Raw genomic sequence first — 12,673 nt, 5'->3', positions numbered from 1 at the left:
CGATTGCAGCCGATTTAACCCCTGAATAATAATGCGACGAGGCGGCGGCATGCAGTTCATGGGTAAGCCCTTCGACGAGACCCGGCGGAGTTTTCTCACACTGAGCGGTGTTGCTATCGGGGCGACCGGATTCGTGGGAAGCGTGACGTCCGAGACGGAAACGACCACGAATCGAGCGTGGGCGTCGTTTCAGCACGACGCCGGAAACACGGGCACCACCCCGGACGGGACCGACCCCGGCCCGGATGCGTGGATAGAGTGGAGCGAACAGGTGAGCGACCGTCCGCTCCACTCGCCGACCGTCGCGGACGGTATCGTCTACGTCAGCGACGTTTCCGGCGAGATAACGGCGTTCGACACGGACACCCGAGAGACGCGATGGACGGCACGAATCAGAGGGTTGGACTACGCTCCGAGCGTCGTCGGCGACACCGTGTACGCCGCCGGGACTGACCTCGTTGCGCTCTCGGCCGCAGACGGCAACGAACGCTGGCGATTCGACGTCGGAATCGCGGAGTCGTCCCCCGTAACCGCCGCCGACGGAACCCTATTCTTCAAAACCAGCGACGTGAACGGCCAAGGGTCGTGCTGGGCGGTCGATGCCGCGACGGGGACGGAACGCTGGCACGTTCGCCTCCCGACGGGCAAGGACGGCGAAACGCCGAGCGCCGAACACGTACCTCCGGCGGTCGTCGGCGGTGTCGCGTACTTCGCCGACAAGGACGCGGTGTACGCCCTCCGCGCGGAGGACGGCACGCCACGGTGGCAAGCGAGCGTCGATGGGATCATCGACCACGCACCGACCGTTGCGAACGATACCGTCTACGTGTGTGGAGAACGGGCGTTCGCGCTCTCGGCCGACGACGGACGGGCGAAATGGAAGACCGACCTCGGCGACTCGGCGCGTTTGAGCCAGTCGCCCGCCGTCACCGACGACGCCGTTGTCGTCACGGACGGCTCTCGGGCACGGATTTGGGCGCTGGCCGCTGACGACGGAGCGATTCGCTGGACGGTCGAAGGAACCGGAGGCTCCGCGGGAACGCCCGTCATCGCGGACGAAACGGCCTACGTTCCCATCGCCGACGACGAGGACGGCCTCGTCGCACTCGACCTGCAATCGGGCGACCAACGGTGGTGGGTCCCGATTCGAAATCTCAGCAATTCGTCGCTTCCACCGGCCATCGACGACGCCATCTACGTCACCGGTCGAGAGGGATTTCTCTACGCCGTCGCCGATCCGACGTGGCTCGACTGGCGAGCGAACCAAATCGGGTCGCTCGCGGTCGACGAAAACGTCTACGTTTCGAACGGCCGCGGCCACTTCTCCGCGCTCGACGCCGAAACAGGGTCGAAGCGGTGGCGTGGGGAAGCCGACGAAACCCCCGTCACGGCGAACGGAATGGTCTACGGAACGGACTGGTCGGCCGTCGTCGCCTACACGCCGGACGGAACGGAACGGTGGCGTTTCGACTGTGACGGGAAAATCACGACCGAACCAGTGGTCACGGACGACTCCGTCGTCGTCGCTGGCGACGGCTGGGTAACGGCGCTCGACCCGACCACTGGCACGCACCGCTGGACGAACGACGGGGATTGTGCCGGACTCGGGACGGTCGAAGCGCTGTCCGCCGAAGGAAAAACGGCGTTCGCGGTCGTGGACGGCCGCGTCGTAGCGCTCGATTTCGATGAACGACAGTGGTCGGCCGGGAGCGGCGTTCAAACCATCGCCGTCGGCGACGCGGTGTACACCGGGACCGAACAAAACGAGGTCGTCGCCTACGGTTTCGACGGAACGGAACTGTGGAACGCGACGCTCGACGACGGCAACCAAGTGACGAGTCTCGTCGCGGATGACGGTCTCTACGCCGTGACGACAGCCGTTACGAGCACCGGAACCGACAGCCGCGAGTGGTTGGTTTCGCTCGACGAAGGAACGGTTGACTGGACGTTCCACCCGAAATTCCTCCCGTTCGGGTCGCTCTGTGAACCGGTTGTCGAGGACGAAACGGTCTACGTCGGTGCCAGCGACCGTCGAGTGTACGCACTCTCGGCGGCGGACGGCACCGAACAGCGGCGATTCGAAACCGGCGGTGTGGTCGAGTTGGTCGCGGTCGACGGCGACCGCGTGTACGCGACGGCCGACGAAACCTACGCGTTCCGATAGCGGACGGGCGATTCGGCTACGGTGCGGAACAACGGTTCGGCCCCAATTCGAGTTCGGTTGCTTCCCCCTCGTCGTCGGGTTCGTCCAGTCCGCGATTGATGGCGATGACGGTTTCGTAGTTCGGCGGCTTCTCCGGGACGGTTTCGGTCAGTCGAGCGACGAACTCGTCTTCGGGCAACTGGAGTACGTCGAGTTCACGCCGTAGGTCACCGACCGTCGCCTGAATCGGCTGTCCCGGACTACCGTGTGCGAAGCGTCCGTCCTCCGTGACGGTGACGTGGCCCGGCAAGACGACGACGCTGTCCGGCTCGCTCATCAGCACTTTGTGCAGGGAGTCGTACTGCATTTCTGCCCCTTTTCCGGCCCCCTCCTCGCCGAACTCCAGTTCGGTGCGTCCGATGGAATCCACGAACAGGGTATCTCCCGTGAGGACGGCTTCGTCGTTCACGAGATAGCTGGTGATTTCGGAGGTGTGCCCCGGCGTGTAAACGGCTTTGATGTCCGTATCGCCGACGCGAACCACATCGTTCCGTCCGAGAGCGTCGTACTCGTATTCGACGCCGCGTTTCCGAGCGCGCTCGCCGAGATGGTACGGAACGCCGAGCTCGTCGGCGAGCCGTCGGCCACCAGAGATGTGGTCGGCGTGGATGTGCGTATCGAAGACGTGCGTGATGTCGTAGCCGCGAGCAGCGGCCGCGTCGCGGAACTCGTCGATGTGGCGGCTCACGTCGATGGCCGCCGCCTCGCCGTCGCTTCCGACGAGGTAGCCGAGACAACCCTTCGCGCGCCGCTGTATCTGGACGATTTCCGCGTCACCGTCCGTCTCTATCGGGACGTGTTCGTACACCTGACTCCACTCCTCCATGCCGCCTTCGACGACCTTCACGTCCTCGAAGCCGTGCTTTTCGAGTTCGTCGACGAAATGGGCCGAAGAAATCCCTTTCGCACAGACGGTGAGGATTTCGTCGTTTCCGTCGAGCATCGACTCGACGGCCGACGCACCGTCCTCCGAAAGCGATTCGTCCGGGCCGAAGGGGAAGTTCACGGCCCCCTGGATGTGCCACGACTCGAAGCTCTCTTCCGGTCGCGTATCGAGGAGGACGAACTCCTCGTCGGCGTCCTGTTTGTCCGCTAATTCCTCCGGAGTAATCGCTTCGACCATATCGGACGGTTCGGCAGCGACGGCGAAAGGAGTGTCGGGCGGTGTGCGAACGAGACAATGGAGAAGAGAGATGTGAGGTGAGAACGATGGAAACGGAAACCAAACGGCCGTCACCGAACCTTCGTCGTTCCATCGCACTTATCCACGACAACCCCGAATCAAGCACCGATGGAGCGAAGCGCGGCAATCGAACGCGTCGAGGAGATCGTCGAAACGGTCGAGAACGACACCATGCCGGTTCCCGTCCGCGAGATTTGGGTGTACGGCGACGTGTCCCTCGGACTCGACCCCATCGACAGACTCGACGTGTACGTGACCAAGGACATCCTCCTCCGCGGCGACGACGCCGACCGCGAGACTGAGTTCGTCGAATCGCACGGCGTGAAGGGAATCGGAAAGACGGTTCGTGCGGAGTGGGCCGACGAACATCCCGAACTGATTCGAGCGAGCGAAAACGGCTACACCGCCCCGGAGAAGTGTCTCGCGGCTCACTTGCTTCCGGACGACGAACCGGTTCACCTCGAAGTCTGCAATTCCAGTTTCGAGGACAACGTTACCCAACGCTTGCGCGGCGCGATGGCGCGAGAGGCCTACGAACAAATCCTCGACCCTCGAGGCGTCTGTCTCTGGGTGGATGGGCAACGGAGCGACGAAGCGTTTCGCAAGCTACGGGAGGGGGAGTTCGCCTTCCCGACGCTCCCGGCCGCACTGGAGATGCTCGGCATGGACGAAGAGGAGACGGAAGAAGCGGCACAGGCCGTCGAATCCTACCGTCGGCGACAGGAGGGAACGACGGTTCGCGGCGACGTAGTGTAGCAACTGTACGGGCGAACAGGTGGCACAACCGGTTTCGCGCGAGGGACGGCCACGCACCCGCCTCGACCGCTCGCGCGCCGACGATCAGGTCATGCCGGGGTTGGTCCCGGCACGGTATATAAACCCTCGCTGTGCTCCCTCGCGGACCTATCCCTCGAAGCCGTCTTCGAATCTGAAGGTCCGCATTCCACGTTTTTACGTCGTCGGGTCGGCTTCGCCGACCACTCCTCGCAAAAACCTGGACTAAAAACTCCCGCTCGGTCACGGTGCTCCCTCGCGGACCTATCCCTCGAAGCCGTCTTCGAATCTGAAGGTCCCGTTGCGCTGGACGATTTCTCCGTCCACCTCGATGAACGAGTCCTCGCTCATATCGACGATCATATCGATGTGCGTGGCGCTCTCGTTGAGCGGTTGGCCCTCGGGGACGGTCTGCTCGATGGCCTTGCCGACGGCGAGGTGAATCGTATCGCCCATCTTCTCGTCGAAGAGCATGTTGTAGGTGAAGCGGTCGATGTCGCGGTTCATGCCGATGCCGAGTTCGCCGAGTCGCCGTGCGCCCTCGTCGGTGTCGAGCACGCCAGCGAGGACCTCCTCGTTCTTCTCGGCGCTGAAATCGACGACCTCGCCGTCCTCGAATTCGAGCCAGACGTTCTCCACGATGCTACCCTGCCGGACGAGTGGTTTGTCGAAGAGCACTTCGCCCTCGACCGAATCGGGGACGGGCGCGGTGAACACTTCCCCGCCGGGGAGATTCTTCTCGCCGTAATCGTTGACGGTCTTCATTCCCGACACGGACATCGTGAGGTCGGTGGTGTCGCCGGAGACGATGCGCACCTCGTCGGCCGAGTCGAGGATTTCGACCATCTGCTGCTGGTGTTTTCGTTGCTGGTCCCAGTCTTTGTTCACCGCGCCGTAGACGAACTCCTCGTAGGCTTCCGTGCTCATCTCGGCCAACTGGGCGTCGCCCGACGCGGGGAACTGTGTACCGACCCACCGTTTCCCCATCCGTTCCTGCTGAATCGGGGCGTGTGCACGCGCTTGGGCGGCGACCTTCTCGGTCGGAACGTCGCTCGTCTCCGCCGTGTTCTCGGAGCCTTTGATGATGATCACGACGTCGGTTTCCTCCAGCGCCGCCAGGGAGTGGTCGGGGAGGTCGATATCGTCCGCGTCACAGCTTCGAAGGAACGCCCGTTTCGCCCGCGGGCTTCGCATCGAGAGCGACGGTTTCGCGCCGCACTCTCCGATTTTCTCGTAAAGCGCGACGGCGAGGTCCTCGGCGACGGTCGGTGCCAAAATCTCCACTCTGTCGCCTTTTTCGATGCTCACGGAGTGGTCAGCGATGACTTCCGCGTGGTCTCGAACTCGTGGGTCCATGTCGGAAAAGAGAGGCGTTACCGTGAAAATGGTTTCAGTTTAGACCCGACCGGAGGTGACGTAGAACGGAACGACTTCCGCACGTCGGTAGTCGTCGGCCTGCATCTGATCGACGACGGCGTGGCCCATCTTCCGCCATCCCGCTCGGAGGTCCTCGTACTCGTCGGGCGACAGCGGTCCGACCAGCGTGTCGCGTTTGTCGGCCAGCGCGCCCGCCGTCGCCTTCCGTTTCGCGGCCTCGACGTCGCGGGTCGAATACGGCGGTTCGACCGTCTTCGCGTGGTGGTGCGCTCGGGTGGTGATTTCGTCGAGTCCGGCAGTGCGAAAGACCTCGCGCGTGCCGTCCCCGCCGAGCGTAATGTCGGTGGTCGTCCCCTCGACGTAGGCATCGCGCGCCTTCCGGGAGAGGGTTCGCTCCTCCGGAACCGTCGATTCGACCGACACGGCGGAGTTGTCGGGTTCGACCGCGGCCACGAGGTCCGAGGAGACGCGGGCGAACTCCCGCACCGCCCGAATCGGATCCGGGAGGTTGATGAGCAGCGCCTGACAGACAACGAGGTCGAAGGTGTCGTCGGGAAACGGCAGGCGGTGGGCGTCGCCAGCGACACAGGGGACGAACTCAGCGGCGACCGAGAGGAGTCGCGGGTCGGCGTCCGTCCCGACGACCTCGCCCGGTGTTTCGTCCGCGAGGACGCGGGCCAGCTCGCCGGTGCCACAGCCGACATCGAGCACGCGTCGCCGGGAATCGAGGTCGAGGTCGGCGAGCGCGTCGCGGGAATCCCACATTCCGTCCCGTGTTCGCCGGAGGTAATCGGCGGAGAACTCGCGCATGGGTATGGTCAGTCGGTTTTTGATGGGCGGCGTCAAAAGCGGGGTGGTTCGTCGCGCGACAGGTCGGTCGGCGAACGTAACTGACCGGGATACCAACGTTGATACCAGCCTGAGCGTCTACGAGTAGGCAGTGTCATCACGTGCCGATTTTCTCGCGGGCGTCCGCGTCGCGTTGCCGATTACGCTCGGCGTCGTTCCGTTCGGGATGGTCACCGGTGTCGCCGCGGTGGACGTCGGCATTCCGGCGATACACGCCTTCGCGATGTCGGTTATCGTCTTCGCCGGGGCGTCGCAACTCGCCGCTATCGAACTCATCGGCCGAAACGCACCCATCGCCGTCGTCATCCTGACCATGCTCGTCGTCAACCTCCGGATGATGATGTACAGCGCCTCCATCGCACCGTACTTCGAGCGCGAGTCGGCGCGGTGGAAGGCGGCACTCCCGTACCTGTTGACCGATCAGGCCTACGCCGTCTCCCTGCTGAAGTTCAGAAACGATGAGACCACCAGCAGGCGATGGTACTACCTCGGCGTCGCGGTGCCGCTCTGGGTCGCGTGGCAGACGGCTACCGTCGTCGGCATCCTCCTCGGCGGGGGCGTTCCCGAAGGCTGGCACCTCGAATTCGCCGTCCCGCTGGTCTTCCTCGCCGTGTTGGTCCCGACCGTCACGGACCGCGCGACGCTGGCCGCCGCCATCGTTGGCGGTGCGGCGGCGGTCGCGGCCAACGGCCTCCCGTTCGACCTCGGCCTCGTCGCGGCGGCAATCGTCGGTATCGGAGCCGGACTCGCCGCGGAGGAGGTGTTCTGAATGTCCCCCGCACCGACCACCGACTTCGGCTCGAACACCCTCTGGCTCGTCATCCTCGCCGCGGGCGTCGGCACCTACGCGATTCGCGTCTCGTTCATCGCCCTGTTCGGCCGATTAGACGAGATACCCGAGGGCGTCGAGCGCGCGCTCCGCTTCGTCCCGGCCGCCGTCCTCTCCGCGCTTGTCGTCCCCCAGTTCGTCTACGCCGACGGGAGCCTCGCGCTCTCGCCGGACAACCTTCGGTTGTTCGCGGGCGCGTTCGCCGTCGTCGTCGCGTGGAAAACCGAGAACATCTTGGCGACCATCGTCGCCGGGATGGGCGCGCTGTGGCTGTTGAGTTACCTGCTGTAGTCCCGGAAAAACCGTTGACGGCGGTTCACGAACTGCCGACGCTCCGCCAAATCGTCGCCGCGACCGCGACGACCACGCACGCCAGTGCGAGCACGGTCACGACCGGACTACCTGTGGACTCGAACCGCCAGTCGAAGGCGACGTAGCCGACGACACCGACGATACAGGCGAGGATTCCGACGAGTCGGAGGGCGGGGGATTGGGAACGCATGGCATACACCTACTCGCCGATTCGACAAAAAACCTGAGTTATCCGCGGTGGAAATCACGAACGTGGTTTCGGAGCGTTCGCTTCCTCGTTCTCGTCCTGCCCATTCCCGTCCAGTCCCTCACCCGTGTTTCGAGCTGATACTGGCGACGTCCATACCGCATCCGCATCCGTACCTGCATCCGCATCCGCATCTGCATCCCCATCTGCATCCGCATCCGTACCCGCACCGCCGGTGTCCCCACACCTCCCCGCCAGCACGGGAATGCGCTCGCCGTTCGCGTCTCCCGCCTCGCGCGAAACGCGCTGGCACAACCGTTCGGTTGACCGACCGAGCGTTCGCCACGGAGAAAATTCGGAGCGCTCGGAATCGCCGCATGGTCCTCGACGCTCTCGAAAAGAGATGCTCGTTCCGACGTTATTCGCCGTTCTCGCGCAGTTCCTTCACGCGGGCGATGTTCCACGCGAAGCCCTTGCCGTCCTCGGTCGGCGTTTCGAGGACGAGCGGCACGTCTTCGAGTTCGGGGTGGTTGATGATGGCGGACATGCCCTCCTCACCGATGTAGCCCTCGCCGATGAGGGCGTGTTCGTCCTTGTTCGTGCCACACTCGTGTTTCGAGTCGTTGAGGTGGATGCACTTGAGGTGCTCCAGACCGACCACCTCGTCGAATTCCTCGATGGTCTCCTCGACGCCCTCCTCGGTGGAGAGGTCGTAGCCCGCGGCGAAGGCGTGGGCGGTGTCGATGCACACGTCGAGGTCCTGCTCGGACTCGTCGAGGACGGTGGCGAGGTGTTCGAAGTCGCCGCCGAGTTTGGTCCCGCTCCCGGCGTCGCTCTCGATGAGGACGGTGACGCCGTCCGGGATATCCAGTTCGTCCAGCGCGCTGGCGGCGTTGTCCAGGCCGCCTTCGACGCCCGCGCCAGTGTGAGCGCCGAGGTGGACGTTGACGTATTCGATGCCGAGTTCGTCCGCGGCGTCCACTTCGGTCTGCATGCTGGCGATGGATTTCGCGCGGAGGTCGTCCTTCGGCGTGCAGAGGTTGACGAGGTACGACGAGTGGATGACCCACGGGCCGTCGAGTTTCTCGTCGGTTTCGTTCACGAACAGTTCGACCTCCTCGTCGCTGAGGTCCGGGTCCTGCCAGACCTGCGGGGACGTGGTGAAAATCTGCCCGCAGTTGCCGCCGAAGGCGACCTGTCGGCAGACCGCGTTCGCGATGTTGCCGTGGGGTGGTTTCGTCTCGTCGCTCGTGACCTTCGAACTGGACATGGAAACGTGTGCGCCGACTCGCATACTCACAGCCTTCCGTTCGGTGGTCAAATGTACTTCGAAGCGTCGGCGTCAGCGTCTTCGAGATGGTCCGCCGTGCCAGACGGTCGTGTTTTCTCATCGACCGGTCGGGCGTCGTCCGGTACGTCTGGGTCAGCGACCACCCCATCGACCCGACGATGAGACGACCCCCGCTCGCGGAGGTTCACGACGCTGTTCTGGAGGCGTTCGGCACCGAACCGGAGACGTTCGGGGTGGAGTGACACCGATACGCCGTCTCGCCATCGTCGCCGAATGCGCCGTCTGCGGAGCGGAGACGGGACGGTTTACGGAATAGGAAGAGAATTCGATTCACGCGGTCGGGTCGTCGCGGTGCTTCGTCCACGCCTCGCTTCCGAACTTCGCGTCCGCGTGCTCGCGTGCTCGGGACAGTTCGTCGTCCGTCCACGACCCTTCTGTCGCGTCTCCCCAGTCGTGAAGCGCCTCCTCGACGGCGGTCACGGCGTCGTCGCGGTCGATGCTGGCTTCCTCGTTGATGGTGGTCACGCGTTCGTGGAACTGCGCCGCCGTCGTCTCGGGATTCGCAAACGTCGAGAGGTGGCGTGTCGCGTCGAGTGCGAACTTCAGCGAACCGTGTTGGATGACGGCATCCTTCCGGCGATACTGCGCGTTGCCGCTAATTTTGCGCCCGTTCGCCACCACGTCGTGTGCGGGGTGGAGTTCCCGGAGGTAGCACGCCGGTTCGTGGATGACGGGGAGTTTCTCCTCGGTGAACCCCGCGTCGACGCCCATTCGCTGGAACGCGTCAAAAATCGGCTCACAGAGCAGTTCGTACGTCTCCATCAGGTCGCCCGGCAGTTCGTCGGCGGGGGCGATGATGGAGTAGGAGATGTCGCCGTAGTTGTCGTGATAAATGCCGCCGCCGCCGGTCGGCCGCCGCGTGACGGTGATTCCTTCGTCCTCGCAGAACTCCCAATCGACCGTCTCCGGGTCCTGTCGGTAGCCGAGCGACAGCGTGCTCGGGTCCCAGCGATACACGCGGAGAGTTCGCGGCCCGCCGTTCGCGGCCGTTTCCGCGGCGATTTCGTCGAGCGCCATGTTCAGCGGGCCGTCCCACGATTCTTCTCGCACGAGCCGCCAGTCCCTGTCCGCCAGCGTCATGCTACGTCATTCGCATGGTGGGACGAAATCGGTTACGGACGACGGACCGGCGAAACGTCCACAAGAGAGCGCGCGGTCACCCCGAAATTCTGGACCGAAGCGTCTACGATCGCTCGAAAACGCCCGTGAATCGGTCCTCGGCCAGCACGTGCCCCGCGAGCGACGTGTCCAACTCCCGTCGCGGAGCACCCGGCGGCAGGTCCAACGTCGTATCGACGGCGAGCAGTCGAAATCGATACTCGTGAGGGCCGTGGCCCTTCGGCGGGCGTGGACCGCCGTAGCCCACGTCGCCGAAATCGTTCTGGCCTTGCGACGCGTCGCCGAGGGTCGTTACCGTCTCCGTCGTCGGCACGCCCTCCGGGATTTCGACGGTATCCGGCGGCAGGTTCCACATCGTCCAGTGGGTGAACGTCGCGTTCGGCGCGTCCGGGTCGTCGACGATGACGGCGAGCGACGCCGCGTCGTCCGGCGCGCCACCGATTGTCAGTTCCGGGGAGACGTCCGCACCCTCCTTGGTGAACTTCTCGGGTATCTCTTCGCCGTGCGTGAGCGAAGACGTTCGAATGGAGAGGTCGCCCATACGTTTCGTATCCGGTCCGCGGTTCAATAGGGATGGCGGCCCGTCACTCCACCGTCTGCCACAGCAGGAAGAGGACGACGATGAGCAGGAGCTGGACGAGTTTGTCCACGAGACCGAGCGGTTCGTAGACGTTCGGCCAGCGCAGGCCGAAGTACGCGGCGAACTGGATGCCGGTGAACGCGATACCGACGGGGTACAGAATCCGCCGATTGAATCCCAACCAGAGGAGGACGATGGCACCGAAGAAGCCGAGTCCGGCGAGGATGAACAGGATTCCGAAGATTCCCTCGCCGAGGTCCTCCACGCCCTCGTAGAGGTGAATGAAACCGGTAATCGCGGCGAGGACGATACCTACGTAATCGAGCGACGCCAGTCCGTCTGTGCGGTCGAACCACGAGCGGGTTTCGGTCGCCATACGAGCGGTGCAACCGCGAACGGATTAGGAATGACGGCCAGTAACGTTTCGCCTGACCAGTCGAATCGGGAGTATGACGGACCGCCGACAACGAATCGGCGACGTCGTGGCGAAACCCGTCGTCTTCAAGGTGTGACCGGGAGCGCTGAACTACACAATCAACTAAATATTCTGCCGACGTAACAGGTGTATGCGTCTCGTGCAAATTCTCGTCCCACGTGGCAAACGGACGGACGTTCTCGATGCACTGGACGAGGAGGGGGTAGACTACGCCGTGTTCGACGAAACCGGGCGGACGGAGTTCACCGCGCTGGTCACGTTCCCGGTGCCGCCGAGCGCCGTCGAACCCATCCTCGAAAAACTCCGCGACGTGGGCATCGAGGAGGACGCCTTCACCATCGTGCTACAGCCGGAAACGGTCGTTTCGAGGCGAATCGGGGAACTCAAACGGCGGTACGCCGGGGTGAACATCGCCCGCGAGGAACTCCGCGACAGGGCGTCCGAGATGGCTCCCGACCGCTCGACCTTCTTCTCGATGACGGTCATCAGCACCATCATCGCGGCGACCGGGCTGTTGCTCAACTCGTCGGCCGTCATCATCGGCGCGATGGTCATCGCACCGCTGATGGGTCCGGCAATGGCCGCGAGCGTCGGGACGGTCGTTGACGAACCCGATTTGGTGTCCAGGGGCGTCTGGTACCAGATCACCGGTCTACTGGTCGCCATCGCGAGCGCGGCCCTCTTCGGGTTCCTCGTTCAGGGAACCGTGCTCATCCCGCCCGGAATCGACATCCGAACGATTCCGGCGGTGACGGAACGGTTCACGCCGAACTTCCTGTCGTTGCTGCTGGCGCTCGGCGCGGGCGCGGCGGGCGTCATCAGCCTCATGCGCGGTTCCGGGTCGGTCATCGTCGGCGTGATGATCGCCGTCGCGTTGGTCCCCCCGGCCGCGACCGTCGGCCTCGGAATCGCGTGGCTCGATTTCGGCGTCGCGTTGGGTGCGACCGTGAACGTCCTCGTGAACCTCCTGTCGATAAACCTCACCGCGCTGGCGCTGCTGTGGGTGTCCGGCTATCGCCCCGAACGGATACGGTCCGTCGGGGAAGCCCGTTCCAGAACCCTGGCGCGAATCGCGGTCATCCTCGTCGCCATCGCGGTCCTCTCGCTCGGTCTCGGACTCGTCACCTACGGAACGAACCGGACGACGGTCTATCAAGAGCAGGCGAACGACGAGATACACTCGCTGTTCAACGGCGAGAACGCACCGTATGCGGAGTATCAGCTCGTGAATTCCTCGGTGACGTACCGACCGATCGAGTTCTACCAGGGGAAACCCGCACAGGTTCGAATCGTCACCGACCCGCCGGGTCAGCCACCGGACGGCATCGCACAGCGAATCGACCGCGATATCACGCGACGAACGGGGCAGAAGACGACCGTCGAAGTCGTGTTCGTCCAATCGCAAGAGTCGTCGTAGCGTGGGAGTCGGCGGCCCCAACCGGGGATTCGTTCGACGGTCGACAGTGATTTCGT

At 64.1% G+C, this 12,673-nt stretch carries 15 protein-coding genes; 6 read left to right on the top strand and 9 right to left on the bottom strand.

Features of this window, described 5'->3' with window-relative positions; all coding sequences use genetic code 11:
- Positions 1-31: 31 nt before the first annotated feature.
- On the top strand, positions 32-2,164 hold the full coding sequence (locus B208_RS0114805; protein ID WP_007982483.1) for an outer membrane protein assembly factor BamB family protein: 2,133 nt from the start codon (positions 32-34) through the stop codon (positions 2,162-2,164).
- A 16-nt stretch (positions 2,165-2,180) separates the two neighbouring features.
- Here B208_RS0114805 and B208_RS0114800 read toward each other — a convergent pair whose 3' ends face one another.
- Positions 2,181-3,326 (bottom strand): MBL fold metallo-hydrolase, encoded by a 1,146-nt coding sequence (locus tag B208_RS0114800; protein WP_007982482.1) that lies wholly within the window; start codon positions 3,324-3,326, stop codon positions 2,181-2,183.
- A gap of 168 nt (positions 3,327-3,494) precedes the next feature.
- Between B208_RS0114800 and B208_RS0114795 the strand changes: the two genes are divergently transcribed.
- Positions 3,495-4,142, top strand: a complete 648-nt coding sequence (locus B208_RS0114795; RefSeq protein ID WP_007982481.1) for a DUF7095 family protein — start codon at positions 3,495-3,497, stop codon at positions 4,140-4,142.
- 282 nt (positions 4,143-4,424) lie between these two features.
- Here B208_RS0114795 and B208_RS0114790 read toward each other — a convergent pair whose 3' ends face one another.
- Both B208_RS0114790 and B208_RS0114785 read right to left on the bottom strand, forming a co-directional pair.
- The gene (locus B208_RS0114790) at positions 4,425-5,516 is read right to left on the bottom strand and encodes an aminopeptidase (protein ID WP_007982480.1); all 1,092 of its coding nucleotides are present in this window, start codon (positions 5,514-5,516) and stop codon (positions 4,425-4,427) included.
- A 39-nt stretch (positions 5,517-5,555) separates the two neighbouring features.
- Complete coding sequence (locus B208_RS0114785; RefSeq protein ID WP_007982478.1) at positions 5,556-6,347, bottom strand: class I SAM-dependent methyltransferase; 792 nt, start codon at positions 6,345-6,347, stop codon at positions 5,556-5,558.
- A 130-nt stretch (positions 6,348-6,477) separates the two neighbouring features.
- Here B208_RS0114785 and B208_RS0114780 point away from each other — a divergent pair, with 130 nt between their 5' ends.
- The gene (locus tag B208_RS0114780; RefSeq protein WP_007982476.1) at positions 6,478-7,155 is read left to right on the top strand and encodes an AzlC family ABC transporter permease; all 678 of its coding nucleotides are present in this window, start codon (positions 6,478-6,480) and stop codon (positions 7,153-7,155) included.
- Positions 7,156-7,506: an AzlD domain-containing protein gene (locus B208_RS0114775; RefSeq protein WP_007982474.1), complete on the top strand. Its 351-nt coding sequence runs from the start codon at positions 7,156-7,158 to the stop codon at positions 7,504-7,506. It begins immediately after the preceding gene.
- Positions 7,507-7,531: 25 nt separating this feature from the next.
- Here B208_RS0114775 and B208_RS0114770 read toward each other — a convergent pair whose 3' ends face one another.
- From B208_RS0114770 to B208_RS0114765, 3 genes are all read right to left on the bottom strand, one after another.
- Positions 7,532-7,717: a hypothetical protein gene (locus B208_RS0114770; RefSeq protein WP_007982472.1), complete on the bottom strand. Its 186-nt coding sequence runs from the start codon at positions 7,715-7,717 to the stop codon at positions 7,532-7,534.
- 54 nt (positions 7,718-7,771) lie between these two features.
- Positions 7,772-8,029 (bottom strand): hypothetical protein, encoded by a 258-nt coding sequence (locus B208_RS23920; protein ID WP_171970522.1) that lies wholly within the window; start codon positions 8,027-8,029, stop codon positions 7,772-7,774.
- A gap of 103 nt (positions 8,030-8,132) precedes the next feature.
- A complete protein-coding gene (locus tag B208_RS0114765) occupies positions 8,133-9,008 on the bottom strand; it encodes a deoxyribonuclease IV (RefSeq protein ID WP_007982468.1) in 876 nt (291 codons plus the stop codon).
- A gap of 62 nt (positions 9,009-9,070) precedes the next feature.
- Here B208_RS0114765 and B208_RS24410 point away from each other — a divergent pair, with 62 nt between their 5' ends.
- Entirely contained in the window at positions 9,071-9,247 is a 177-nt protein-coding gene (locus B208_RS24410) for a thioredoxin domain-containing protein (RefSeq protein ID WP_007982465.1), read from the top strand.
- 88 nt (positions 9,248-9,335) lie between these two features.
- On the opposite strand, the gene B208_RS0114755 is transcribed toward B208_RS24410, so the two are convergent.
- The 3 genes from B208_RS0114755 to B208_RS0114745 form a co-directional block, all read right to left on the bottom strand.
- Entirely contained in the window at positions 9,336-10,145 is an 810-nt protein-coding gene (locus B208_RS0114755) for a lipoate--protein ligase family protein (RefSeq protein ID WP_007982463.1), read from the bottom strand.
- 103 nt (positions 10,146-10,248) lie between these two features.
- Positions 10,249-10,725: a YbhB/YbcL family Raf kinase inhibitor-like protein gene (locus B208_RS0114750; protein WP_007982462.1), complete on the bottom strand. Its 477-nt coding sequence runs from the start codon at positions 10,723-10,725 to the stop codon at positions 10,249-10,251.
- Positions 10,726-10,768: 43 nt separating this feature from the next.
- Positions 10,769-11,140, bottom strand: coding sequence for a DUF7475 family protein (locus B208_RS0114745; RefSeq protein WP_007982461.1), 372 nt, complete (start codon positions 11,138-11,140; stop codon positions 10,769-10,771).
- Between the two features lie 190 nt (positions 11,141-11,330).
- Here B208_RS0114745 and B208_RS0114740 point away from each other — a divergent pair, with 190 nt between their 5' ends.
- Positions 11,331-12,617 (top strand): TIGR00341 family protein, encoded by a 1,287-nt coding sequence (locus B208_RS0114740; RefSeq protein ID WP_007982460.1) that lies wholly within the window; start codon positions 11,331-11,333, stop codon positions 12,615-12,617.
- The last annotated feature ends 56 nt before the right edge of the window (positions 12,618-12,673 follow it).

Source organism: Haladaptatus paucihalophilus DX253 (assembly GCF_000376445.1).
In the GTDB taxonomy this organism is placed as follows: Archaea; Halobacteriota; Halobacteria; order Halobacteriales; family Haladaptataceae; genus Haladaptatus; species Haladaptatus paucihalophilus.
Note: the sequence above shows the minus strand (reverse complement) of the source record. Positions and strands in the feature narration are given on the sequence as shown.

Coding starts and splice junctions, on each gene's coding strand:
- B208_RS24410 (WP_007982465.1), top strand. CDS start 9,071: ATGGTCCGCCGTGCCAGACGGTCGTGTTTTCTCATCGACCGGTCGGGC.
- B208_RS0114775 (WP_007982474.1), top strand. CDS start 7,156: ATGTCCCCCGCACCGACCACCGACTTCGGCTCGAACACCCTCTGGCTC.
- B208_RS0114755 (WP_007982463.1), bottom strand. CDS start 10,145: ATGACGCTGGCGGACAGGGACTGGCGGCTCGTGCGAGAAGAATCGTGG.
- B208_RS0114800 (WP_007982482.1), bottom strand. CDS start 3,326: ATGGTCGAAGCGATTACTCCGGAGGAATTAGCGGACAAACAGGACGCC.
- B208_RS0114765 (WP_007982468.1), bottom strand. CDS start 9,008: ATGCGAGTCGGCGCACACGTTTCCATGTCCAGTTCGAAGGTCACGAGC.
- B208_RS0114745 (WP_007982461.1), bottom strand. CDS start 11,140: ATGGCGACCGAAACCCGCTCGTGGTTCGACCGCACAGACGGACTGGCG.
- B208_RS0114750 (WP_007982462.1), bottom strand. CDS start 10,725: ATGGGCGACCTCTCCATTCGAACGTCTTCGCTCACGCACGGCGAAGAG.
- B208_RS0114785 (WP_007982478.1), bottom strand. CDS start 6,347: ATGCGCGAGTTCTCCGCCGATTACCTCCGGCGAACACGGGACGGAATG.
- B208_RS0114795 (WP_007982481.1), top strand. CDS start 3,495: ATGGAGCGAAGCGCGGCAATCGAACGCGTCGAGGAGATCGTCGAAACG.
- B208_RS0114805 (WP_007982483.1), top strand. CDS start 32: ATGCGACGAGGCGGCGGCATGCAGTTCATGGGTAAGCCCTTCGACGAG.
- B208_RS0114740 (WP_007982460.1), top strand. CDS start 11,331: ATGCGTCTCGTGCAAATTCTCGTCCCACGTGGCAAACGGACGGACGTT.
- B208_RS0114790 (WP_007982480.1), bottom strand. CDS start 5,516: ATGGACCCACGAGTTCGAGACCACGCGGAAGTCATCGCTGACCACTCC.
- B208_RS0114770 (WP_007982472.1), bottom strand. CDS start 7,717: ATGCGTTCCCAATCCCCCGCCCTCCGACTCGTCGGAATCCTCGCCTGT.